General features: G+C 37.4%; 17 protein-coding genes and 1 other annotated feature. Of the genes, 7 read left to right on the top strand and 10 right to left on the bottom strand.

Annotated elements, in window-relative coordinates:
- Window positions 1-281 precede the first annotated feature (281 nt).
- The 3 genes from glgA to galT are packed head-to-tail and all read right to left on the bottom strand — an operon-like array spanning window position 282 to window position 3,926.
- Window positions 282-1,457: a glycogen synthase gene (glgA, locus tag TTE_RS01330; protein WP_041587086.1), complete on the bottom strand. Its 1,176-nt coding sequence runs from the start codon at window positions 1,455-1,457 to the stop codon at window positions 282-284.
- Complete coding sequence (locus tag TTE_RS01325) at window positions 1,450-2,931, bottom strand: hypothetical protein (RefSeq protein ID WP_226990148.1); 1,482 nt, start codon at window positions 2,929-2,931, stop codon at window positions 1,450-1,452. The genes glgA and TTE_RS01325 overlap by 8 nt, the downstream gene beginning before the upstream one ends.
- Window positions 2,932-2,948: 17 nt before the next feature.
- The gene (gene galT, locus TTE_RS01320) at window positions 2,949-3,926 is read right to left on the bottom strand and encodes a galactose-1-phosphate uridylyltransferase (protein WP_011024740.1); all 978 of its coding nucleotides are present in this window, start codon (window positions 3,924-3,926) and stop codon (window positions 2,949-2,951) included.
- A 300-nt stretch (window positions 3,927-4,226) separates the two neighbouring features.
- Here galT and TTE_RS01315 point away from each other — a divergent pair, with 300 nt between their 5' ends.
- Genes TTE_RS01315 through TTE_RS01305 form a run of 3 tightly spaced genes read left to right on the top strand, consistent with a single transcriptional unit; the run spans window position 4,227 to window position 5,530 of the window.
- The gene (locus TTE_RS01315; protein ID WP_011024739.1) at window positions 4,227-4,403 is read left to right on the top strand and encodes a MarR family transcriptional regulator; all 177 of its coding nucleotides are present in this window, start codon (window positions 4,227-4,229) and stop codon (window positions 4,401-4,403) included.
- Window positions 4,404-4,419: 16 nt separating this feature from the next.
- Window positions 4,420-4,866 (top strand): Fur family transcriptional regulator, encoded by a 447-nt coding sequence (locus tag TTE_RS01310; protein WP_041587264.1) that lies wholly within the window; start codon window positions 4,420-4,422, stop codon window positions 4,864-4,866.
- Window position 4,867: 1 nt separating this feature from the next.
- Window positions 4,868-5,530, top strand: coding sequence for a peroxiredoxin (locus TTE_RS01305; protein WP_009609986.1), 663 nt, complete (start codon window positions 4,868-4,870; stop codon window positions 5,528-5,530).
- A 61-nt stretch (window positions 5,531-5,591) separates the two neighbouring features.
- Here the strand turns inward: TTE_RS01305 and TTE_RS01300 are convergent, their stop codons facing one another.
- The gene (locus TTE_RS01300; protein WP_011024737.1) at window positions 5,592-6,863 is read right to left on the bottom strand and encodes a serine dehydratase subunit alpha family protein; all 1,272 of its coding nucleotides are present in this window, start codon (window positions 6,861-6,863) and stop codon (window positions 5,592-5,594) included.
- Between the two features lie 245 nt (window positions 6,864-7,108).
- Between TTE_RS01300 and TTE_RS01295 the strand changes: the two genes are divergently transcribed.
- Window positions 7,109-8,842, top strand: a complete 1,734-nt coding sequence (locus TTE_RS01295; protein WP_041587085.1) for a sigma-54-dependent Fis family transcriptional regulator — start codon at window positions 7,109-7,111, stop codon at window positions 8,840-8,842.
- Between the two features lie 41 nt (window positions 8,843-8,883).
- Window positions 8,884-9,924 (top strand): low-specificity L-threonine aldolase, encoded by a 1,041-nt coding sequence (gene ltaE, locus TTE_RS01290; protein WP_011024735.1) that lies wholly within the window; start codon window positions 8,884-8,886, stop codon window positions 9,922-9,924.
- Between the two features lie 23 nt (window positions 9,925-9,947).
- Here the strand turns inward: ltaE and TTE_RS01285 are convergent, their stop codons facing one another.
- The 4 genes from TTE_RS01285 to addB are packed head-to-tail and all read right to left on the bottom strand — an operon-like array spanning window position 9,948 to window position 21,732.
- Window positions 9,948-13,481, bottom strand: coding sequence for an AAA family ATPase (locus TTE_RS01285; RefSeq protein ID WP_011024734.1), 3,534 nt, complete (start codon window positions 13,479-13,481; stop codon window positions 9,948-9,950).
- Window positions 13,478-14,680, bottom strand: coding sequence for a metallophosphoesterase family protein (locus TTE_RS01280; RefSeq protein ID WP_009609999.1), 1,203 nt, complete (start codon window positions 14,678-14,680; stop codon window positions 13,478-13,480). The genes TTE_RS01285 and TTE_RS01280 overlap by 4 nt, the downstream gene beginning before the upstream one ends.
- A 10-nt stretch (window positions 14,681-14,690) precedes the next feature.
- On the bottom strand, window positions 14,691-18,305 hold the full coding sequence (gene addA, locus TTE_RS01275) for a helicase-exonuclease AddAB subunit AddA (RefSeq protein ID WP_011024733.1): 3,615 nt from the start codon (window positions 18,303-18,305) through the stop codon (window positions 14,691-14,693).
- Window positions 18,253-21,732, bottom strand: a complete 3,480-nt coding sequence (gene addB, locus TTE_RS01270) for a helicase-exonuclease AddAB subunit AddB (protein WP_011024732.1) — start codon at window positions 21,730-21,732, stop codon at window positions 18,253-18,255. The genes addA and addB overlap by 53 nt, the downstream gene beginning before the upstream one ends.
- A 237-nt stretch (window positions 21,733-21,969) precedes the next feature.
- On the opposite strand from addB, the gene TTE_RS01265 reads away from it, so the two are divergent.
- Together TTE_RS01265 and TTE_RS01260 are read left to right on the top strand one after the other, a co-directional pair.
- A complete protein-coding gene (locus TTE_RS01265; protein ID WP_011024731.1) occupies window positions 21,970-22,965 on the top strand; it encodes a sodium:calcium antiporter in 996 nt (331 codons plus the stop codon).
- 414 nt (window positions 22,966-23,379) lie between these two features.
- Window positions 23,380-23,434: a sequence feature (sodium ion sensor (DUF1646 type); this cis-regulatory element may regulate processes involved in with the transportation of sodium ions), on the top strand.
- A 73-nt stretch (window positions 23,435-23,507) separates the two neighbouring features.
- On the top strand, window positions 23,508-24,557 hold the full coding sequence (locus TTE_RS01260) for a DUF1646 family protein (protein ID WP_081427401.1): 1,050 nt from the start codon (window positions 23,508-23,510) through the stop codon (window positions 24,555-24,557).
- Between the two features lie 2 nt (window positions 24,558-24,559).
- Here TTE_RS01260 and TTE_RS01255 read toward each other — a convergent pair whose 3' ends face one another.
- Window positions 24,560-25,288 (bottom strand): fumarylacetoacetate hydrolase family protein, encoded by a 729-nt coding sequence (locus tag TTE_RS01255; protein ID WP_009610000.1) that lies wholly within the window; start codon window positions 25,286-25,288, stop codon window positions 24,560-24,562.
- Between the two features lie 77 nt (window positions 25,289-25,365).
- Window positions 25,366-25,764: a hemerythrin family protein gene (locus TTE_RS01250; protein ID WP_041587262.1), complete on the bottom strand. Its 399-nt coding sequence runs from the start codon at window positions 25,762-25,764 to the stop codon at window positions 25,366-25,368.
- Between the last annotated feature and the right edge of the window lie 37 nt (window positions 25,765-25,801).

Below are 25,801 nucleotides of genomic sequence, written 5' to 3'. Positions count from 1 at the left end.
TTAGCCCTGCCCAGTTTGTTGACAAAGTTTTTATTTCTTAAGTGACATTTTGTGTTAATGCATAAGAAGCACAAAGCGACAAAACTAGGGCTCGCTTTTCGAACTCCGGCGGGTTCCGGCCAATTCGCCTTTCAGGCTCAGGTGGCCGCTCGCCTTCGCTCGCCCCGCCTCCACTCTCAAGCTCGCCAAGTTTTGTTACCGCTTTGTAACAAGTCGCATCTACACACAAAATGCCACTTCTCTACTTTTTAACATTATAAACAGTGCAATTTAGCCCTGCTTTACTTTTTCGCTTTTTTATACTCTTGTACAACCTTCCTATACATTTCATAGGTCTTTTTAGCAATACTTCCCCAGCTGAACATCTCCTCAACTCTTTTCCTTCCATTTATCCCAAATTTCTTTGCCAACTCTCTATTCTCCAGGAGAATATTTATATATTTCGCAAGCTCTTCAGAGTTTCCCGGCTCTACCAAAAAGCCTGTCTCCTCATGCACCACAACTTCTTTAATCCCACCTGTAGCGCTTGCCACAACGGGAGTCTCACAAGCCATCGCTTCCAAATTTATTATGCCAAAGGGCTCATAAATAGAAGGGCACACAAACACTTCTGCATTGCTATAAAGCTCTACGATATCTTCTTTTTCCACCATTTTGTTTATCCAAATTATATTGTCGTGCAACTTCACCTTTTGCTCTACCTCTTCCAACACCTCTGGCGTGTCTGGAGAGCTGGCGCACAGCACCACTTTTACATCCTTAGGCAAATATTTCACTGCATCTATCAAGTGAGTAATCCCTTTCTGCCTAGATATTCTCCCTACAAAGAGAATGTACCTTCCTTCAATTCCGTACTTTTTTCTAGCAACATTTCTATCTATCTTTTTGTACTCCTTTAAATCTATCCCATTGTATATGACCTCTATCTTTTCTTCAGGAACGTCGTAATATTTCAATATGTCCTCTTTTGAGCCTTGGGAGACGGCTATAATCCTGTCAGCAGCTTTAATTCCTGTTTTTTCCATCCAGGAACTCAATTTATACCCATTCCCCAACTGTTCTTCTTTCCACGGCCTTAAGGGCTCAAGGCTGTGAATTGTCACAACTAAAGGCTTATCATAAAGCTTTTTAGCTAAAAAGCCTGCCATGAAGGTGTACCAGGTGTGGCAATGAAGGACATCGGAATCAACAGGGTCCTTCACCATCGCCAAATCTATTGAAAAAGGACCTAAAACTTTTTGATACCTAGGATCTAACCCTTCTTTTAACTCCTCCCACTCTTTATATCCCTTTACAGTCAAATTCTCCGAAAAAAATTTCTGGTCCCCAAAACACCTCACATCTACTTTCATTAACTTGGACAACTCTCTGGTCAGGTAGTCTACATGAACACCTGCTCCTCCATAAATATTAGGAGGGTATTCATTGGTAAACACCGTGACTTTTAAATTATCCATAGCTAACCCCCATTTCCTGCGGTTTTTTGAGCTCTTCAATGCATTCTAAAATACCCTTTAAAGGTATCTTAAACCAAGTAGGCCTGTTGTTTACCTCGTAAATACCTTCAAAAAGTGCCTTATCTAGTTTAAAAAGAGCCAAAACTTTTAAGAAGTTTTCTTCTTTAGGTAGCACATCTGAAGCCTCTTCTGATACTGCTTTAAGGTACCCTTCAATAAAGGCTTCCTCCACTTCTTTTTCCCATGAAATCAGGAGTTTCTCTACTTCTTCATCCTCTCTCTTCATTTCTTTTTCTAAATAATTAAAATAAGCAGCATAAGCAGCATAGTTGAAAGACCTGAGCATCCCTGCCACATCTTTTAAAGGGGATATCTTCTCTCTTCTCACCTCTATGGGCTTTGTAGGTTCCCCTTCAAAATCTATTATCACATATCCTCTCTCTGTCTTTAAAATTTGCTCAAGATGAAGGTCTCCATGGCACCTCATGTACTTACCAAGGGAAATATGAGAAAACTCATCCAATCCTTCAAAAATAAACTGTCCAAAGTCTTTTATGGTATCAAGCAAAGAAGTCGTGCCTTCATCAAATTGTTTACCTTCTACAAAAGCCAAAAGCTTAGAAAAATTTCCTTTTATACTTTCTAGAATCTTTTCTACATTTTCCTGACTTATGTCTATCTTTGTAAATGACAATTTACTGTGCATTTCTCCAATAATCCTAGCTATCTCCTTAACTTCTCTAACATATTCTGTAAAATCAATTCCCTCAGTTCTTCTATAAATTACATCTTTCAAATACTGCTGTGTGTACTGCCACATATCTCCTTCATTTTTTATATACTCTACTACCATAGCTACTGTATATTTTTCCCCTGTCGGCAGCTCATACAAAAAATAACCTCTTATATCCTGTACATTTTCAAATCCTGCTTTTTTAAGCTCAAATGTCATCTCTAAATCAGGGTTTATTCCCTCCGCAAACTTCCTGTAAGTTTTTATTATTTCATCTTTCCTCAAATAAGTCAGACTGTTTGTAGATTTATTGCTCAATCTCTTTACTTTGTATATATCTTCATCCTTCACAACATATGGGACAAGCTTTGCCCCTGAGCGAAATTCTACAGCTTTTCTTGTTGTTAAAACTTCATTCAGCCACTTTACATAGGGAAGAGAGTCAACTGCATCGTATATGAAGTACCTTTCGCCTTCCACCTCTACCTCATCTATCAAATCAGCCTTCTTAAAATTTTTTGATATGAACACTGGAAGATAATAAAAGGCAGTAAACGGATTAAAACTTAAAGGAGTTTTAAGCATGATGCCTAAAATTATCACTGCCAATATCTCTTCTTTTCTCTCATAAACAATAAGATAATCCTTGACAAACAGGTTTAAAATTTCATGGGCTTTTTCCTGAAACCACCTAAATTTTTTCAAGTTTTCGCCTTTTATTTGTGATATAATTTTTTCCATTACACCACTTCTTTCCTTCATAAATTTTGTAATTTTAAAATCGAAGCAGCAAGCTCTGGAGAGACAGGGTTTATATGCACACCTGTGCCCAGCTCGAACCCTGCCGCTATCGTAAGCCTAGGAGCAATTTCTATATGCCAGTGGTAATTTCTTATATCCCGAGGAGGCAGAGTGTGAAGGACAATGTTGTAAGGAGGCATCTCAAACTCTTTCTCGTATTTCTCAATCAAAGGCTTTAAAATCTCCACAAATTTTGAGAGAGAATCCTCATCTATCTCCTCAAACTTTTCCTGATGCTCTTTTGGAATTATCCACGACTCATAAGGATACTGAGAAGCATATGGAGCTATTGCCACAAACTTTTCATTCTCCCCTATCAATCTCACACCTGCTTCTCTTTCGTACTCAATAATTTCGCAGTAAGGGCATTTTCTTTCCTTTTTTATATACTCCTGAGTGCCCTCAACTTCCCTGTTCACCAGCTCGGGGATAAAAGGAATTGCTATGACCTGCCAATGGCCGTGCTCAAGAGAAGCCCCTCCTCTTGGCCCAAAATTCTTAAAAACCTGAACGTACTTTATCTTTTCATCTTTCACAATTGATCTGTATCTTTCAATTATGGCGTGAAACACCCTTTTCATCTGTTCCAAAGTCAAATTCCCAAAAGTAACATCGTGGTAAGGAGATTCCACAATCACTTCTGCCACACCATAGCCGTACTCTCCTCTGTAAAGAGAAGGCACATCAATCTCTTTTACCTCCGTATTTAACGCTGCGAATTTATTTGTGAACCCCCTCACAAGCCACTTCCCTTGTCCATCTTTTATCTCCACAAGAGAAGGAGGCGTCATATTTTCATTTCTCGGACAAAAAGGACAATCTTTGCTTCCCTTCTTTTCCTGATGAGCAATTGCAAAGTCATGAGGCCTTTTCGCCCTCTCAACCGCTATAATCACCATTTTCCCTGTAACTAAATCAAATCTTATCTCAGACATAGTGTTCTCTCCTATTCTAGATATTTCCTTATCCATCAATGCAATCGAATGCATAACTCTTCAAAAAAATAAAAGCATAATGGAGCAATTAATGCAACCGAATGCATTCTATTTTTATAATATACCTTGCGCTTAAAATTGTCAAATGGATTTTATCTCTAAAGAGTTTACGACACTCAAACAATAATTATTATTCGCAGATAAAAATTTTTTTAAAAAACTATTGACAAGAATAAAGATTGGTATTATAATAAAATTGAACTCAGTACAAAATTGAATTTAATTTAAAGAGGTGAGAAAATGGAAGTAAAGGAACTAGTCTTGAAAACTTTAAAAGAATCCCCTCAACCTCTAAGGCCAGGTGACATTGCCGAAAAAGCAAATTTAGACAAAAAAGAGGTAGACAAGGCTATAAAAGAATTAAAAAAGGAAAACCTAATAATATCACCCAAAAGATGCTATTATGCAGCAAAATAATTTAAAGAAAGAAGTAATGAAAATGACTTACAAGGTGGAGGAATTAAAGGACTACCTTAAAAAACATGGGATAAGGCCTTCTACAATAAGGCTTAAAATCCTTCAGTATCTTTTGGAAAACAGAATACATCCAACTGCAGAAGACATATACAAGTCGCTGGTAAATGACATACCAACTCTTTCAAAAACCAGTGTTTATAACACTTTAGACCTATTTCTTGAAAAGGGCGTTGTAAACACTTTATCCCTCAAAGAAAAAGAGCTGCGTTACGACATCAACACTTACTTGCACGGTCACTTTAAGTGCGAAGTGTGCGGAAAAGTTTATGACTTCCCTGTAACTGACAAAATTTTAGAGGTCAATGAATTAGAAGGGTTTACAATTAAGAGCATTGACATAAATGCCTATGGCATATGCAAAAAATGCAATGAAAAAATAAAAAATAATAAGGAGGAAGAGTAAAATGGAGGAAATTAGAATGAAGTTACTAGGAGAAAAATTCCCATCTATGGAGGTAATGACAACTCACGGAGTAAAGAGATTGCCTGAAGACTATGCAGGAAAATGGTTTGTGCTCTTCAGCCATCCAGCGGACTTCACACCAGTTTGCACAACAGAGTTTGTAGAATTTGCAAGAAAAGCTGAGGAATTCAAGCAATTAAACACTGAACTCATTGGGCTTTCAGTCGACCAGGTATTCTCTCACATCAAATGGGTAGAGTGGATAAAGGACAACACAGGAGTACAAATCCCCTTCCCAGTAATAGCCGATGAACTAGGAAGAGTATCCAACCAATTAGGAATGATTCATCCAGGAAAAGGAACAAACACAGTGAGAGCAGTATTCATTGTAGATGACAAAGGAGTAATAAGGCTTATCATGTACTATCCACAGGAAGTAGGAAGAAACGTGGATGAAATACTAAGAGCGCTGAAAGCACTGCAAACAGCAGACCAGTACGGCGTCGCACTTCCTGAGAAGTGGCCAAACAACTACTTAATTAAAGACCACGTTATAGTTCCTCCTTCCACTGATGAAGCTTCTGCCAATGAGAGAAAAGAAAAGATAAAGGCAAAAGAAATTGAGGCTTTTGACTGGTGGTTCGTACACAAACCTTTGAAATAAGGTCACCCATAAAATATCCCTTTTTTTCAACAAAGCGGGCTTGAAATCTTCAAGCCCGCTTTTATTGTTTTTTTAACATTATATCCAGAATTACATCATCTGCGTTTTTCATGCCTTCAACAGAAATCCTGCCCAAATTCTTTATGCTTTCTTCTGCCGTATTTCCCAAAATTCCGTTGTCAGAAGGTATGAATATATTTTCCATGGCGAATTTTGACGCTTCTAATGCCGCTGTGACCGAAATAGAAAGTTTGTACGCGCATCCAATCTTGGCACCATCGCATATCATCCCAGAAAGCCCCGCCAGCATGTTGCTGACTGCTCCTTTTATCTGTTTCCTACTACCTCCCAATAGATAAGTTAGCCCTGCGCTCATCCCCACACCTGCTGCAACTCCACAGCCACATATAGGAGACAAAACACCTATATAAGCTTTAACATAGGCAGTTAAAAGATGGCTTAACGTTATAGCTCTTATAATCTTTTCCCTGTCATAACCTCTTTCTTCCCCTATGATCGCAATGGGCAGTATTGCCACAAGCCCGTGATTTCCAGAACCTGCACTGCTCATAACCGGAAGTGGATATCCAGACATTCTCGCCTCTGAAGCGGCTGCTGTTAAAGCTTTTGCCAAAGATTCTTCATCCCTTATCTGTCTTTTTAACATCTTTCCAATGCCTACCCCTACCTCTTCATTCAGCCCTGCGTAAGCTATCTTTTTGTTCATTTCTATTCCTTCGCCTATAAATTCAATCTCTTTAAAATCCACACTGTCGCAGTAATCCAGAAAATCCTCTATTGTGAATTCTTTAATTTTCGCTTTAAGCCAAGACTTGTCCTCCTTTAAATTCTCCTCTTTTGCTTTTAGCACAACTCCATCTCTTTCTTCATATACAATGTTGTCATGAGCATCTTTTACTATAACAGTGGCTCTGTGTTTATCCCCTACGACAGAAGCTTTTATATAAAGTCCTTCTGCATCTTTTTCAAGAACAATCTTTACAGCTTTTCTATTTACTATTTTGTGAGCCTTTTTAATATCTTCTTCTGTTGCTTCTCTTAAAGCCTCCAGCTTATACTCAGATTTCCCACAAACAAGAGCCAGTGCAGCAGCAAACACAAGGCCTTTTTCCTTTGTGCCAGGAATAGAAACAAACATTCCATTTTTTAAAATATCCCTATCTACTGCTACATATACTTCCCGTGGCTCTTCCCCTAAAATTTCTCTAGCTTTTGAGACAGCATAAGCTACAGCTCCAGGCTCTGTACAGCCCAGAGCAGGCGCCACATTTGCCTTTAAAATATCTGTTAATATTAAAAGGTCTTTTCTCATACTAATCACTCCAAAAGTTTTATTTACCCGCATTTTTATTACGCAATTTTTATGCCACAAATATTCACCCGAAAATAAACCTTTGAAAAAGCATATTTCTCATTTCTGATAACAGTAAACGTTTTATAGTTTTTTATTTCTTACTGCAACGCCTTTTTTACTTCTCAATTATGAAAAATCCTTATCACTTTTGATAAAGATTGTGGTATAGTATAATAAAAGCCCTTTTGCGTGGAGGGGAAATTATGGACAACATTTTAGAAGAAATAAAAAATGATTTGCAGAGCATAGCAGAAACCATAAAAGCCATAACAAACGTAGATGTCACAATTGTGGACGAAAAATTGAAAAGAATTGCAGGAACAGGTCCTTTTAAAGAAAAAATCGGAAGATACGCTCCAAAAAATTCCGCCTTTGAAAAAGCCTTAAAGACAGGGCGGCAGTACTTCATAGTAAACCCTGGAAAGCACCCGATTTGCGCTTCCTGTGAGGAGCACCAAAATTGTAAAGAAGAGCTAGAACTTTGTATCCCCATAAGAAACGGCGAAAAAATAATAGGAATCCTGGGAATGTCCATCTTTGACAAAAATACAAAAATAGATTTCTTAAACAAACAGGAAGACTTCAAAAATTTTGAAAAAAGGTTCAGTGAACTCATAACTACGAAGATAAATGAGAAAAAATTGGGCGTAATGATAGAATACCGCTCCTCAGAGCTCATGACTCTCATCAACTCCATAAACGAAGGAATAATAATTCTTGACAGCCAAAACAGAGTGGTGACAGTAAACAAATATTTAAAGGAAAAGTTAAACGTTTCAGAGAAAACTCCTGTAAAGTCTATTTTCCCCGTAAAACTGTTACAAGAATTAGAAAAGAAGGATTTTGAGGGAGAAGTAGGCCCTGTAGAGATTAAAGGAATAAAGTTTGTAATAAATTCTTCTCCTATTGCAGTAAAAGGACAAAGGGTGGGAACAGTTCTTGTATTTTCTGACTTTTCAAAAATGCAGGAATCCGTCTACAAAGCTTCTAAAATGTCTGAAATTGTGACTTTTGACGATATAGTAGGAGAAAGTGACGCAATAAAGTACGCAAAGAGTCAGGCAATTCAAATTGCGGATTCAGAGGTCCCTGTGCTTCTTTTGGGAGAAAGTGGAACAGGAAAAGAATTGTTTGCCAGAGCAATACATTTTCAAAGCAGTCGCAAAAATGAGATATTCATGCCCATAAACTGCGGTGCCATCCCCGAAACTTTAATAGAAAGCGAGCTTTTCGGGTATGAAAAGGGGTCCTTCACAGGAGCAAATGTGACAGGGAAAATTGGGAAATTTGAGCTTGCAAAGGACGGTACGATCTTTCTCGATGAAATAGGGGACTTACCCCTTTCTATGCAGGTAAAACTTCTGAGAGCCTTAGAAGAAAAAGAAATTGTAAGAATAGGTGGATATACCCCAATAAAAGTAAACCCTCGAATAATCTCTGCCACTCATAAAGACCTGTATCAGATGGTTTTAGAGGGAAAATTTAGAGAAGACCTATTTTACCGGTTAAATGTAGTACCTATTGTAATTCCGCCTCTCCGAGAAAGAGGGTATGACATAATTATACTGGCAAACTATTTTCTAGAAAAGTTTAATAAAATCTATGGAAAAAATATAAAAGGCTTTTCGAAAGAAAGTGAGAAGTTGCTTTTAAGTTATCCTTTCCCTGGAAATATAAGAGAGCTCAGAAACTTGATAGAGTATGCAGTTAACTTTGAAAGCAAGGACTATATATCACCCGAAACAATAAATCAGAGGCTTCACAGAAAAACACTTGAAGAAGGCAAGACACTTGCTGAAATGGTAAAAAATTATGAAAAGAATGTGATAAAAGAGTACATGTTAAGGTACGGGAGTGACGTTGAAAGCAAAAAACTGATAGCAAAAAAATTAGGCATAAGCATTGCCACTTTATATAGAAAAATGGCAGAAGAGTGATACAATGAAGATAGAAAAACAAAAAAGGGGGATATGGACAAATGAAATATATTGACCTAAGAAGCGACACAGTAACCCAGCCCACTCCTGAGATGAGAGAAGCCATGTACAAAGCTGAAGTGGGCGATGACGTATACGGAGAAGACCCTACTGTGAGAAAACTTGAAGAAATGGCAGCAGAAATGCTAGGAAAAGAAGCAGCAATGCTTGTGACCAGCGGAACTCAAGGGAACCAAGTCTCAATAATGACTCACACTCATCCAGGAGAAGAAATCATACTAGAGGAAAATTCCCACATAATAACCTATGAAGTTGGAGGGATAGGCTATCTCGCTGGAGTACAGGCAAAAACTTTGAAGGGCAATAAAGGAGTTTTAAATCCGGAAGATGTGGAAAAAGCTATAAGGCCTAAAAACATACACTTTCCTGAGACAAGCCTAATCTGCCTTGAAAACACACACAATAGAGCAGGTGGCACTGTGACTCCAATTGAAGTCATGAAAAAGATATATGAAATCGCACAAAAGCATGGAATACCTGTACATCTGGACGGCGCCAGAATATTTAACGCCGCGACATATCTCAAAGTAGATGTAAAAGAAATTGCGAAATATGCTGACAGCGTGATGTTCTGCCTTTCAAAAGGGTTATGTGCCCCTATCGGGTCTATCGTCGTCGGAACAAAAGAATTTATTGAAAGGGCGAGGAAATACCGCAAGATGCTGGGAGGAGGAATGAGGCAGGCAGGTTTCATCGCTGCTGCTGGCATCGTAGCCCTTGAAAAAATGACAAAAAGGCTTCAAGAAGACCATGACAATGCAAGGCTTCTGGCCGAAGGTCTGAAAAACATCCCCGGGATAGACCTTGATATGGAAACAGTGCAAACTAACATAGTAATGACTGATATTTCTGGCACTGGAATGACAGGAAGGGAATTTTCTCTAAAGTTAAAAGAACACGGCGTTTTAGTAAATGGGGGAGATGACTTTTCAGTAAGATTTGTGACTCACTATTACATAACTAAAGAAGACGTAAAGAAGGCCTTGAGTGCAATTGAAAAAGTGGTAAGAGAAAAGCATTAAAGAGAGGGTAACCCCCTCTCTTTTTAAGTATACTCTATCCTCACTTTGCTTCCCTCTCCTGAAACGGTAGGAGGCGTCACTATGAGCTTGACAGGGACCCTGTCTTTGAGTTCTTCTACATGGCTTATTATGCCAACTACCATCTTATCTTTTTTCAGCCTTTCCAGTGATGTCATAACTACGTCAAGAAGTTCTGAATCAAGGCTTCCAAATCCCTCATCCAGGAAGAAAAATTCTAAAGGTGCTTTTCCTTTTAACTGTATGTGGGAAGAAAGAGCTAAAGCAAGTGATAAAGAAGTCAAAAAAGTCTCTCCACCAGATAAAGTATCAACAGAACGCCTTACACCGCCATTGAAGTCATCCCTCATTACAAAATTATTTTCAGAATCAATCTCTAGTGCGTACCTGCCTCTGCTTATTTCTTTAAGCCTTTTTGAAGCGGAAAAAGTAATGTATTTGAGCTGTTTTGATGCGATGAAATCCACAAATTTATTGCCTTGGAACAATTTATCCAGTTCTTCCAGCATGTCTATTACGTGTTCTAACTCTTTTTTCTTTTTGGTCAACTCTTCTACCTTCTTCAGGTTTTCCTTCATATCATGAATAGCCTTTTCTGTAGCACCAATTTCTTTTCTTTTGCCCGTCAAAATCTCCTCCAACTCTCTAATCCTTTCCTCTAATCTGTTCCAATGCTCCTCTTCAATTTGCCTTCCCTTAAGAAACCCTTCCAATCTTTCTATATTCGCGACAAGAGAAGTGTATTCATTTTCAAATCTTTTTACTTCTATTTCAATTTCACTCATCTCTTCACTGCTAATCACAAAACTTAAAGCCTCTTCCTTTGTCTTAAAGCCCTCTTTCGACAGCGAAAGTTCCAATTTTTCTATTTGCTCCTTCAACATGTTGGTCAATAAAATTTGATTTTCCAAAGTGGAGACTTTTTTGCTTTCTATTTCCTGCTTTTTTCTCCTCTCCTCTTCCAGCCTATTTTTTAAAAAGCTCTCTCTCTGCAGAATTTCCGCTCTTTCCTTTTGAACATCTTCCAAATACTTTTTTACGTCTTTCCCTTCAGAATACGAATAGAGTTCTTTTTGCATCTTCTCTAAAACGCTTCTTTTTTCCTTCCCTACTTCTACTACCTGCGTCTTCCTCACTATCAACTGGTTGAGGTCTTCTAACACTTTTTCTCTTTTAATGTTTAATTCTTCTAAATTCTTTTTTAAGGACTCTACTTCTTCTCTTAGTTTTTCAATCAATTTTTCTTTCTGATTGATTTCCTCTACTTTTTCTGAAAAGTTCGCATACCCCAACTTTTCTTTCCAATTTTCTAATTCTTTCAATAGACTCTGATATTCCCTTTCAATCCCTTCAAAAGAAAGTTTATACTCCTCAAGAAGCTTTAAATCCTTTTGCAATCTCTCTTTTATGCGAGCTTCTTCCAATGCAAGCTGTCCTTTTTCTTCTTTTAATCTCTTAAGGACTTTCTCCTTTTCCTCCTTTTCTTTCGCCCAGTCCTCCAATTTTTCCTTTTCTTCTTTAAATTTTACCTCCATCTCTTCTATCTCTTTTCTCAAAATTTCTAAATCAATGCCCCTTAAATTTTCTTTCGCTTTTTCAAGCTCAGCCCTTGAAATCTCTTCTTTTGCTGTAAATCCTGAGAGCTGACTTTTTAGCATAATGAGCTTTTCTTGTAAAACTTCTCTTTCAGTTCTTAAACCCCTTTCTAGCTTCTTTTTCTCCTCAATCAACTTCTCGTCCACTTTCTTTGCCAGATTTATGTGGTGAAAAGACCCGCATACGGGGCAAGGCATTCCCTCTTCCAGGCCTTCTGCCAATTCTCCCGCCATGTTCTTCCTGACAATCTCTTCAATCTCTTTCTGCAAAGCATCCAGCGCTTTACCTTTTTCTACATATTCTCTCTCAGTTTTTTCTAACTCACCTACAAGCTTTTCTCTCTCCTCTAAAACCTCTTTTAAAGTTTTCTCCAGCTTTTCTTCTAATTCTTTATTCCTTTGCGCTTCTATAAGCTTTAACCTCTTTGACTCCAGTTCTTTTTGGAAATTGAAGAGCTCTTCACTTGAAAGAGGCTTTTGGACTTCAAGAAGGTTGAAACTACTTTCCTCTTTTTGTAACTCTTCCTCTTTTTCAGTAAGTTCCACCTTTATCCTCTCGTACTCTCCCTTCTGCTTTTCTACAAGTTTTTCTATCTCTTCGATCTTGTAAGCCTTTTCCTCTCTTTCTCTTTTGACCCTTTCAAACTCTTTCTCAAGCTCAAACGCTTTAAATACATTCTCCTTCTCTTCTGTACTAATCCTTATGCTTACAATCTTCTCTTCCTTTTCTGCGATATTCTTCTTCAAGTTTTCTATAGAAAGAAATAATTTTTCCTTTTCTTCTTCTAACCTTTTAATATTGCTTTCTAAGTTTTTATACTCTGTCAAAAGCTTTTCTCTTTCTTCAGATAGCCTTTTTATCTCATCTTCAATCTGAACAGCCCTTTTGAGCCTTTCTTCTTTCTCAATAAGAAGAGGAATTTTCTCTTCTTTTTCCCTAAAAGTTATTTCGTAATCTTTCTCTATCTTTTCAAGTTGCGCACTCACTTCCTCCAACTCTTTAGCGTGTTTTTCTAGTTCTTTCTTGTTCAATAAAAGCTTTTTTTCTGTCTCCTCTACAGAATCTATATATGGCTTTACAGAAAGGGCTTTTCTTGCCTTCTCAATTTTCCCTCTTTTTACCTCTATTTCAGAGGCTTTTTCATCTAACAATCTCTTTTTCTCTAAAAACTGGTTTAACTCCTTTTGCCTTTCCCATATCTCTTTCAATTTTTCTCTCTCTTTTAAAAGCTCTTCTCTTTCTGCGCTCAAATTTTTTTCTTCTTCTTTAAGAAGTTCTAACTTGGCTAGCGCTTCTTTTAAAGCCTCTTCTGTAACACCCTCATAGCGAGAAAGCTCCCCATTTACCATCCCCAGAAGGAGAGCTTTTTCATTTTTGACTTTCCTCACTTTTTCCATTAAATCATTTCCATATCTTTCTAAGCCAAAAATCCTCTCCAGCATATCCCGCCTTTCTCGTCCACTTAATTTCAAAAATTCGCTAAATTTCCCCTGAGGAAGTACTACAGATCTGGTAAAGTCCTCTGCAGTAAGTCCTATTATTTCTACTATTTTCTGATGAACCTCTCTTTCTTTCTCTGCCAGCACTTTTTCTCCTTCTGCGGTTATCTCTCTTAGCCTTGCCAAAGTAGTCTTGTATCCGCCATTTTTTAAATCTTTTTTTATGTTTCTCTCTACTATGTACCTCCTTCTTTCAGTCCCTACTCCTATTTCAAATTCATATACCACAGAAGTGGAAAGGGAGTCAGTGTTTATAAAGTCTTTGCTGTTTCTGGGAATTTTTCCGTACATCGAAAGGGTGATAGCATCTATTATGGTGGATTTCCCGCTTCCCGTCGGGCCAAATATTCCAAAAAGCCCTTTTTCAGTGAGAAGTTCAAAATTTATGACTTGCTCTTCTGTAAAGCTGTTAACGCCAGAAATTTTAAGTCTAATAGGCTTCATGCTCCCTCATCCTCTTTCCCAATTATGCTCATAAAAAGTTCCACCATCTCTTCTGAAGGAGGAACTTTCTTCTCTTTTAGGTAAAACTCCTGAAACAGCTCTCTTATGTCTTTATCCTCTACCTCGATTTCTTCAAAGACATCCTCTTCTTCCGGAAGGATTGGCCTTATCTCTACTATATCAGGCATAAGCCTTTTCATTTCCCTTATCTGAGAGGAAGGAAGAGGAGATTCTGTTTTTATTTCAAAATAAGCCCACACATCCTTGTCCTTATACTCTTCACAAATTTTTAGAGCTTCATCTATCCCATCGCACCTGAAAACCTCAATGGGCTTATAATTTTTAAAGTAAATTTCTTTTACGTAAGCTTTCTCTCCCGCTTTTAAATCCACCAGATATGCGCATTTTGATTGATTCATCTCGCTCTTGCTGTACTGAAGAGGAGAACCTGAATAGTACACAGGCAGTACATCAGAAACCCTTTGAGGCTTGTGAAGGTGCCCCAAAGCAATGTACTGAGCCTTTTCGGGAAGATGCCTTAACTCCACAGTAAAACTTCCTCCAAGCTGAATAGGCCTTTCTGAGCCTGCTTCCTCTCCCCCTGCCACAAAAATGTGCGAAACAGCTATGTTTATAGTATCTTCCCTGTAATTTTTTGAAAGCTCTTCAAAAAGCCTGCCGACTCTTTCAGAATAGCTCTTCTGCCTCTCTTCCTCCTCCAGGCTTTCAGAAAAAATCTCATTAAGCCTTTTCTCGCTGGGGTAGGGAAGGGCTATCACAACAGCCCTTTCCCCTTTTATCTCTACCTCAAAAAAGCCTTCCCCTGAATTGTGAATCTTAAACCTGCCAAAGTCTCCTGTTGGCACAATAGTTTTAGTAGACCCCAAAAGTATTACTCCCTGTTCATAGGCAAGAGGGCTTGCGGCAGAAAGCCTTTCCGGGTTATCGTGATTGCCTGCAATTGCCAAAATAACTCTTTCTCCATTGGCGAGTCTTTTTAAAGTATTGTAAAACAGCATTTCTGCCTTTGCAGGAGGGTTTGAAGAGTCATAGACATCTCCAGCTATTATCACCAAATCCACGTCATTCTCTTCAGCTATTTTTACAAAATCATCTAAAAATTTTTCTTGTTCGGCAAGCCTTGAAAAATTTTCGAGAGTTTTCCCTAAATGCCAATCTGAAGTGTGTAAAATCCGCATTTTATCACCCTTAGTACTTTATGATAGTATCATTAAAAAAGAGGTAGATGTACTTCTCTTTTACCTTCTTTCCCGTGATTTCTTCTAAAGCCTTTCCATAGAGGTCTATCTGAACTCTGTATTTATCCCTGATTTCTTCGATCTTCCCATTTTCAACATAATCTGTCTTATAGTCTATTAAAACTAGCTCTCCTTCTTCTTCAAAAAAGCAGTCAATAATTCCCTGTACAGCTATAAATTCTTCTTGATACACTTCAGGCAAATCTCTATAAATTTCTCTGCTACTAATCTTTATGTGAAAAGGCACTTCCCTTCTTACTTCCTTTGCCTTAAGTAACCTTTTCCCCAGTGGAGTTTTAAAAAATCTTTCTATTTTATTTGCATCCACTTCTTTTGCCTGCTCTTCTGTCAGAATTTCATTTTTCACCATATCCTTAATCTGTTCTTTTATCCCCCGGTAAGACAAATCCTTTGAAAGGTCAAGCTTTTGCATGACAAGGTGCATGGCTATTCCCCTTTCAGCAGGAGTCAGTCCCCTTTTCTTCTCCAAAAAGAGGGGGGTTTTTAAAACTCTTCTCTCAAAAATAGAAGTAGTCTCCTCATCAATCACTTCATCATTTAGAATCCTCTTGATTTCCGTAACAGAGAGCTTGGCAGGAAGCTTGCTCGACCTATCATAAGGATAAACGTAGTTAAGCCTTTCTTCAACCTCTTTTCTGAACTCTGTGTGTAAACCTTCTAAATTGAGAGCATTTAATCTCTCCAAGACTTCTATTCCTTCATCTTTTTTCCTTTCGATAATAACATCTCTTTTGTTCCAAATTTTCACTTCCCATTTTGAAGAGTCTTGTTCCAATTCTGGAGAAATTTCTGCAAATTCCCTCAAAAGCTTAAGATCCCTATGCCTGATTAAGGCAGAACCTATCCAGTCTATATAGCTTCTGCTCTTTAATACATCGTACTCAGAAATCTTTTTCCCCAGAAGTTTTGCTTTGCCCCATTTTTTTGCTCTTTCTTTTATGTCTTTTACGCTTGCCACCAGAATGAGCTTTTCTTTTGCCCGTGTTAAAGCTACATACAGAACTCTCATCTCTTCAGAAAGGCTTTCTAGCTTTATTTTATATTTTATGGCTTCTTTTACAATGCTGGGATATGAAAGCCTTCTTCTATAATCCACAAATTCGGGCCCAATGCCTAGAAAATGATGATAGAGAATTTTTTCGTTCAAATCCTTCGTATTAAACTGCTTTCCCAACCCAGCCACTATCACAATAGGAAATTCCAAGCCTTTGCTTTTGTGTATGCTCATTACCCTCACTACATTCTCATTTTCCCCAACTGTCTTAGCACTTCCCATATCTGTACTCGTCGTCCTTAAGCGGTTTATAAAATTGACAAAGTTAAAAAGCCCTTTGAAACTCGTCTCCTCGTACTCTTTAGCCCTTTCAAAAAGCACCCTCAAATTAGCCTGCCTCTCTACTCCTTGGGGCATCGCCCCGACATAGGAGTAAAAACCCGTCTCTTCGTACAAGTACCACAAAAACTCATCCACAGGCATGTAAATTGATTTTTCCTGCCACCTTTTTAATGAATCCAAAAAATTTCTCACCTTTTCTCCCAGTTCATCTTCTCTCAAAGAAGCTTTTTTTAAGGCTTCATATATAGTTCCGTCAGCATCTTCCAATCTTATATCGACAAGTTCTTCCTCGGTGAAAGAAAATATCGGAGACCTCAGTACTGCCAGAAGAGGTATGTCCTGCATTGGATTGTCTATCACCTGCAGAAGGGAAAGCATTGTCTTTATTTCCGCAGTATCAAAGTAGCCGGCATTAGTATCTGCGAAAACAGGAATTCCCATCTTTACAAATTCCTCTTCGAAAGCATAAGCCCATTTTTCAGTAGCTCTTAAAAGCACGCAAATGTCTCTATATTCAACAGGCCTGTACCCCCCAATTTCTTTGTCATACACTTTAAATCCTTCTCTAAAAAGACCTTTTATCCTCTCCCCAACAACATGGGCTTCCACCTGCATATCGTCCAAAATTTCTTCATCTTCTTCAAATTCCTCTTCTCTTTCTCTCTCTATCAAGTGAACTTCTACAGTCCTTTCATTTTCCTTTTCAAAAGGATTACTTTCATAATTTGCCCCATAATTTAATTTTTCTTCCTCTGAGTAGTCTACTTCGCCTATGTTTTTTGACATTATCTTTTCAAATATGTAATTTACTGCGTCTATAATCTCTTTCCTGCTTCTAAAATTTTTATAAAGGAGTATTTTCTTATTTTCCCCTTCTTGAGAATAACTTGTGTATTTCTCAAAAAATATATAAGGATTGGCCTGCCTAAATCTGTATATGCTCTGCTTCACATCTCCCACCATAAACCTGTTCGGTGGATTGTCCCTAGCAATCAAACTCAGTATAGCCTCCTGTATCAGGCTTGAATCTTGGTATTCATCTATGAATATTTCTTCAAACTTTTCTCTGTAGTAAGAAACTACTTCTTCATTACTCAAAATCTTTAGAGCAAAATGTTCTATGTCCTCAAAGTCTATCACACCTTTTTCCTTTTTCTTTTCTCCGTACTTTTTATCAAACATCAAAATCAAATCTGCCAAAGCTTTCATGACAGGATACAATTTCTTTATTTCTCTTTTAATCTCTTCTTCTTCATCTATAAAAAATTTATCTCTTATTTCCCTTATCCGCTTTTTTACGTCCTCTCTCAATTTCCTGACTTCTTCCTTTACTTCTGCATCAGCTTCCTTGCTAGCTTTAGGAAGTCTCTCAAAAGAGATGGCCTCTATTTTTTTCTTGAATTCATTCCAGCTTTTTGAATCAATTAACTCTTTTAAATGATGTGCCTCCGATTGAAAAAGCGAGAGATAGCCCTCTAATCCCCTTTCCTCTCTTAACTTCTCAATCGCGACACTCATCCCATTTAAAAGCCCTAAAATTTCTACTTTTATGCTGTCTAGTATCACTTCCGCCCATTTGGAATCTTCAAAAGAGAAGTCTTCTTTCACCTCGAAAGCCTCAAGCACATTATTCAGCCACTTCTCAGGCCATGGCAAGGACCTTATGAATCCATAGAGCTTCAAAAGTACATCCTGAAGATATTGGTCCCCCTTTGTCCCGCCATAGCTCTCCACCAGAAGGAGAAAGCCCTCATCATTTTTCTCGTACAGCTCCTCAAAAAGCTCCTCCATCGCCTCCAGCTTTAAAAGCAATGTCTCTGTATCATCTCCTACCCTGAAACTAGGGTCCAAGTCCAGCAAAAAGAAATGCTTTCTCACTACATCTAAGCAAAAAGAGTGGATTGTCGTAATAGTAGCTTTATTAAGGAGTGTAAGCTGGTCAGCAAGCCTTTTGTCCTCCGGATGCTGGTCAAGGAGGGAAATTAACCTTTCTGCAATTCTTTCTCTCATCTCAGAAGCAGCTGCATTGGTAAAAGTGACGACCAGCAATCTATCTATGTCTACAGGTTTTTCTGGGTCTGTCACAATATTTATAATCCTCTCTACTAACACTGCTGTTTTCCCTGAACCGGCAGCCGCTGCCACCAAAACATTTTTACCCCTCGTTGTTATCGCTTCCCTCTGTTCTTCCGTCCACTTGACTTCCATCTTCTTTCACTTCCTCTTCAAAAATACTCCACAGTTTTTCTTCTTTGCTTTCTATTCTCCTGTAGTCATTGCCCTTAAAATTGGTCTCAAATTTGCATATAGAAGAGTAAGGGCAGTACTGGCAGGCCGTCTCCTTTTCTTTCTTGTAAGGCAAAATGGAAATATCCCCTTGGAGCATTTCCTCAGCTAGTTTTTTGCTTTTTTTCTTTACAAATTTCCTTAAAATCTCAAATTGCTCCTCTGTCAGTCCCTTTGTGTTTTTGCCGATAGTTCCATCCTTATTGATAGAAGCAGGGATTACATAGGAAGTCCCTTCTATTAATTTATCCATTTCTCTTATTATATCTAAACTTTTAAGCACAAATCCCTCTAACCGCAGCCTTTTCATTATTTCCTTATACAATTCCTCATCAGAAATATCTTTGTCTGCCCTCACAATAGGATCGTCTATTTTGAAGTAGAATATCCCCGCAGGAGATAAGTTTGCCTTCCCTTCAAAAGCGCTCTCCAAAATGGCATCTAAGTACACAAGAAGCTGAAGTTCAAGTCCATAAAGTACATCTGAAAGGTCAAGAGTTTTGTCTCCCGATTTATAGTCTATTATCCTTACATATGTTTCTCCTTCTTTTTCAAGGACGTCCACTCTGTCAATTCTGCCTATCAGCTTTATTTCTTCTCCGTTTGAAAGCACGATTTTTATAGGAGGATATTTTTGATTTTCACCAAAAGCCACTTCATGACCTAAAGGCACAAAAGAGCTCCTCTTCATGTGTTCAGAAATTATCCATACAGCCTTGGACAGCACCCTCTTTAGTCTGTTTGCGAGGTATCTGTATCGAGAACTGCTCTTTAGGATGTAGCCCGGAATTTTGTCTACCATCTCTTCTACAATTATGTCAACTGCATCATTACACCACTCTTTATCAATCTCCTGCCAGGTAAGCTCCTCCTTTTCTAAAGCCTTGGCAATTTCATTGAGGACATTATGCATGAAAATTCCAAGGTCAGGAGGCTCAAAACCGTAAATTTTTCTCTCTTTAGCCTTAAGCCCGTACTGCACAAAATAGGCAAAAGGACAGGCAGCATACTTCTCAAGCCTTGATACACTAAACTCCATTTCTTCTCCGTAAAGCTTTTTTATCTTTAAAGGAGGTATTCTTTTTATCTGATTGTCATAGACAAAACCTTCTAAAGTATCTTCTAATTTTTTCTTCCACTCATCTTTTGTCCTATACCATTTATAGACCTCCAGCCAGATAGGGTGAATTTTCCCTGTAATATTCCATTTTTTGAAAGATTTAATCATCTCATTAAAAGTGGGCAAAGGCACTGTCACCCGGTTTAGATTTTCTTCGTCTGTGTCCATTTCCACGATATTTGTACTAACCTTTATCTTAGGAAATATCCTTCTTAAGCGAGAAATTATTATAGAAGGCCTTAGGCTCCTCCCTTCGTGGTCTGCAATTGGATAGCTTATTTTAAGAAACTCGCTGGCGGAAGTTAAAGCTGTGTACACTAGAAATTGTTCTTCAAATACCTTTGCCTTTGTATCTCTGTCAAGCTCAAGGTCCAAAGAAGAAAGCAAATTTCTCTCTTCGTCTGAAAATATGCCTTCTTCAAAGGAGGAGGCTGGAAATACCCCGTCATTTGCTCCAAGAAGGTAAAGGACTTTGCTGTTGTGACTTTTCATCCTGTCCACACTTGTGACCAAGACTTCGTCTAATGCAGGTGGAATGCTTGCAATCTGATACTCATCAAAACCTATGGATATAAGCCGTGCAAATTGCTCTAAAGAAATTTTTTCTTCTCCCAGCACTTCTACCATTTGGTCCAACACGTCCACCACTATGTCCCAAATTTGAGCGTATTGATTTGCTGTGTCAAATTCTCCCCTGTTTTTAAACTCTTCAATAAACTTTTCTATCTTCTCAGGCAATTTATTCTCCACCAAAAAATCATAAAGGACTTCGCAGGCTTCTTTTACATTTTTTGAATGAGAAAATCTTGTATAAAACTTCTCTAAAGGCAAATACACTCTTTCCCTTACTTCATTTACTTTATTTATAATCTGTTTTTCCCTCTCCTCCATCAAAAGGCTGTCAGTTTTATAGTCTATTCTGTACTCCCATCTTTCTTTCCATTTATTCCCTTTTATTCCGTTTGCCAAAACGTAGTTTTCCAAAAGATTTATTTCCTCTTTGTCTATTCCCGTAAAACCTGTCTTGAGGTATCTAAAAACCGATTCATAAGACCAATTTTTTAGATATATTTCAAAAATAGAAATCACATATACTATGATGGGATTGTTAGTTATGTTTATCTTCAAATCGATAAAGTGAGGAATACCATAATGGGAAAATATAGCTTTTACAAGCTTATAATATCTTTTTAGGTCCTTTGTGGCAACCACAATGTCAGAGTATCTCATGTGTTCATCTCTTATCAATCTAGCTATATCGCGAGCTACCTCTTCTACCTCGCTGTACATATTTGTAGCTTTAAAAATGCTTATATTTTTTGTCTCTTCATTGTAAATTTCGTAAGGATGTGAAAAGAAATTTTTCTCCAAAAAAGCAAGTTCTTTATTATGTTCGAATCTTTTGGGTATTCCTTTGTTCAAATTAACAGGCTCCTCAACTGAAATACCATTGGTTTCACATATTTTAATTAGTTTTTCTTCTGTTTTTTTTGTAGTGTAAAAAAGGTGGGTAGGGTCAATTGAATCTATTGAAGGGTCTAATGTCAGGGTCACACTCACCCTTGAAGCTTTCTTTAAAAGCTTTTCTATCACCTTATATTGCTTTGGAGTAAAACCGGTAAAGCCATCTATCCAAAACTCTGCTCCTTCAAACTGCAAAGACTTCTCCAGTTTTTTAGATAAAAGGTCTAACTCATCTTCTTCGTCTATGTAGTTTTTGTGCAATACCTCTTCAAAAGAAGAATATATGAGGGCTAAGTCCTCAAGTTTTTCCTTTAATCCCAATTTCTCTATTTTTTCGCTAGCGTCAATTAACTGAAAAGGTGTGACATCAAATCTCTTGAATTCAGTTATGGCCTCAGAAATTTTTTTTACAAATCCTTGCTGTCTAGAAGCCTTGGAATATACTTTGAGTTTTTCTTTGTTTTCTTCCAAAACTTTGTATATTACCATAGACTTTCCACAGGCTTTCATATGCTGACGGGCAAGCCCGCCCACTTCTACAAAGACCCTGTTTGCCAGGGTTTTAAAGCTTAAAACCTGTGCCCTCATCTTCTCATCCCGTTCAATCATATCAAGAAGGTACTTCTCCGCCTCAAATGTAAACTGTTCTGGAACAAGAAGGATAAGAGGATGGTTAGCACCGTCATTTAATTTATGTTTTATTTCTTCCAGGCAGAAATAGGTTTTGCCACTTCCTGCCCTTCCGTATATAAACCTTATGCTCATAAAATCAGCTCCTAAGTTTTCTATATTACAATAAAAAGCAAGGCAAAACCTTGCTTGGGAGAGTTTTTCGCTTTTTTGCGCAGCAAATCTTCCATTTTTTACATCACCTACACCTTTTCTCAAAGACAGTATCTAATATAATTATACCATCATTTTCTCCATGTTGAATTATTTTATTTTTTTGTGATACAATATTCCATTGAGAAAACAAAACAGCCTGTACAAAGGAGTGTAGAAATGATACAGGACGTTATAATGCTGATTTTGAGCCTCGCATTCATACTCATCTCCTGCATTTTTTTCACCAACTCGGTAGAGTGGTTGGGAAAAAAACTAAACCTCAATCAAGGAGTAGTGGGAAGTATTTTGGCGGCTGTTGGGACTGCCCTTCCAGAGACAATTATACCTATCATTGCTATTATCTTTTATAGTGGAAAAGAGGCAAGTCAAATTGCCACAGGAGCGATCTTAGGCGCACCTTTTATGCTCTCAACGCTGGGATTTTTGATGACGGGAGTTGCGGTAATACTGTATTCATCTGCAAATAAAAGAAGTATTAAAATGAACGCAGACCCTAATGTCTTCAGAAGAGACCTCGCATATTTTATATTGATTTACACACTAGCTATATTTACCTCCGTGTTCAACCAGTTCAATGAAGTGAGACTCGCATCAGTTGTACTTTTATTAACCCTGTATCTCCTTTACGTAAGAGCTACATTCAATAGCGAAGGAAAAATAGAACAAAATGTAGAAGAACTCTTGTTTTCACGGATTTTTAGCCTCCCTCCTACATTATCTTGGATAATAATTCAACTATTTATTTCTCTTTCTGGCATAATTTTTAGTTCTCATTTGTTTGTAGGGTATGTTAAGGACCTTTCTCATTTAATGGGAGTATCTCCCCTCATACTTTCTCTTGTAATAACACCTATTGCAACAGAACTGCCTGAAAAATTTAATTCAATAGTATGGGTAGGGCAAAAAAAAGATACTCTTGCGCTTGGAAACATAACAGGCGCAATGGTGTTTCAGTCTTCTATACCAGTTATCATAGGGATTTTGCTTACCCCATGGAATATAACAGGAATAGCTTTTTTAAGTGCAACTCTGGCGTTGACTTCTGCTACTTTAAATTTAATATGGATAAACATGAAAAAATCAGTAAATCCTTTTATACTCATGTCCGGAGGAATACTGTACGGAATATTTTTACTTACTGCAATTCATTAATCCGCAGTCTCACCTCTGTTGTTCATATAGTATCAAAAATTGACAAACAAATTTAAACATGTTAAAATTTTTAATAAACATATGCTTTCTTAGTTCAGAGGGACGATGAACTTATGCACAAAGGTTGAAAACCCTTTGGTGGGAATCGCTCACTGCAAAGCAGATCTGCTTTGCATAGTTAGACACCAAAATAATGGTGTGCATAGGGGAGTTAACCAATCAAGAATTAGAAAGTATTCCCCGAAGCATTTGCGGAGGGGATAGAGGGTGTGGGGTTACACCTGGTTAGGCTGAATATAGCCTAACAAAGAATAGTGTTTAATAAAGTTTTGAATTAGTTTTAATACTTTAAACACTATTCATAACCTAGAATTTGTGTGCTATAATTTTAATTAAAGTAAATAAAGTTTCTGCGGTTGGCAAGTCTTATGACTTGTTCAAGAACTTCGGGCTTCTTGGGTGGGAAGCTCATCTTAAAGGTGAGTTTTCCACTTTTTATTTTACAAAATAATACAAATAATAATATAAAAGGAGGATGTATTGTGGTCATTGCTGCACTCTTAGTAATATTATTGATGATTCTAATTTTGCCTCTTGTAAATAGATATATAGAGCACAACATCGAATATTTTCTTTTTTCAATGGGAGTTGCTGCAGCATTTGTATCAGGAGTATTTTCCTATGATCTGATAATCCACATATTTAAAAACCATCTTTTATATTTAGTAACAGTAGCTGTATTTTTATCAGGGCTTTTATTTGAAATATTCAAAGATAAATTTAAAACGCTTATAGAAATAACAATAGCTCGTATTCCCCTCAAAGTATTCGTATTTTTGGTAATTGTCATCCTCGGTTTAACAGCCAGTATAATCACAGCCATAATAGCCTCAATAATATTAGTGGAAATAATTCACCTGTTGCCATTAAAACACAAAGACAAAGTGGTGATTACCGTCATCGCTTCTCTTTCAATAGGGATGGGAGCTGCACTAACACCAATTGGAGAACCTTTAGCTACAATAGCCACTTCAAAATTAAATGAAAGCTTCCTTTACCTTTTTACTACCTTAGGCATTTACATCATACCAGCTGTATTGGCTTTGGGCTTTTTGGGTTTACTTTATATTAATAAATTAGAGAAAAATAGTCTCATTATAGAAGAAAATTATGTGGAAGAAGCGGAAGAAATTAAAAAAATTGAAAGATTTCAATTTATCTTTATTCAAGCATTTAAAATTTTTGTTTTTATCCTGGCATTGGAACTTTTAGGTGCAGGATTTAAACCTGTTATTGACAATTATATAATTCATCTTGATAGCCGACTTTTGTACTGGATAAACGTAACCTCAGCGGTGCTTGACAACGCAACACTGGCAGCAGCCGAAATTTCTCCTCACATGACAACAGAACAAATCCGAGCAATATTGATGGGGCTTTTAATAAGTGGCGGCATGTTAATCCCCGGAAACATACCCAATATCATATCTGCAGGAAAGCTTAACATAAAAAGCCGCGAATGGGCTTTGGTAGGAATTCCTCTATCTTTAATCGGGTTGATTATATATTTTATTGTCCTTTTTGTAATTTGATTTTATTTTACTCTATTTGTCAACTTTCCTATCCCCTCTATTTCAATTGTCACAACATCTCCTGACTTTAAGGGTCCAACACCTGAAGGAGTGCCAGTCAATATGACATCTCCCGGGTTTAGAGTCATTATGTGAGATATAAAACTTACAAGCTTAAATACATTAAATATCAAATACTTTGTATTGCTCTTTTGCTTTACTTCCCCGTTTACATATGTAGTTATATTTAAAGAAGTAGGGTCTAGGTCTGTCACAATCCAAGGCCCTATAGGCAAAAAGGTATCAAAAGACTTGGCTCTTGTCCACTGGCCATCTTTTGCCTGCAGATCTCTTGCTGTCACATCATTTGCTATAGTATAGCCAAGTATGTAATTTTTTGCTTCCTCTATAGAAACATTTTTAGCTTTTCTTCCTATGACAACAGCCAATTCTCCTTCATAATCCACCCTTCGAGACATTTCAGGAAGAATTATGTAATCATCAGGCCCAATTACTGCAGTGGAAGGTTTTATAAATAAGGTAGGTTCCTCTGGAATTTTATCCCCCATCTCCTCTATGTGGTCTTTATAATTTAAACCTACGCATATAGCCTTAGAAGGAATACAGGGAGGAAGAAGTTTTACTTCATTTAATCCATATAAAAAAGTTTCCCCTTCCTTCAATAAGATGACCTTGTCGTTTTCTAGGATACCATAACTGTCAGGTTCTTTATCCACTCTCACAATCCTCATATCACAAACCTCCTTTTAAATAGATTTGAATAGTATTTTACCATAAAAAAGATAATAAAAAAATAGCCTAAAAAGGCTTATTTTCGGTTTTTTATATATTCACCTACTTTTTTATCTTCTTTGCTTATATGATTGACAAACCAGTCTACAAGGGTTTTGTTAACGGTCATTACAACCGAAAGACTAACTCCTTCTCTTTTTATTCTTTCATCTAGATCTTCTACTTTTTTAACAAGGTCTTCATGAATTTTCTTATGCTCTTCATACATAGGATACTGATATTTTTTCATAAGATTTTCTTCATCTTTAAAATGTTTTACAGTATAATCTTTGAGAAATTGCATCACTTCTACTACCTTCTCTTTCCCATGCTGCCTATTGCAGGCTTCCAAAACATCATTTATCTTCTGTATGAGCTCTTTGTGCTGACTATCTATAGTTTCGTTGCCTACTGACAGGGACTCGGTCCACTTTATCATCTAATTTCCTCCCCTATAAAAACTGTCGATTCAA

The organism is Caldanaerobacter subterraneus subsp. tengcongensis MB4, assembly GCF_000007085.1.
Taxonomy (GTDB): Bacteria; Bacillota; Thermoanaerobacteria; order Thermoanaerobacterales; family Thermoanaerobacteraceae; genus Thermoanaerobacter; species Thermoanaerobacter subterraneus.
The sequence above is the reverse complement of the archived record's forward strand: the minus strand, read 5'-3'. Positions and strand labels throughout refer to the sequence as shown.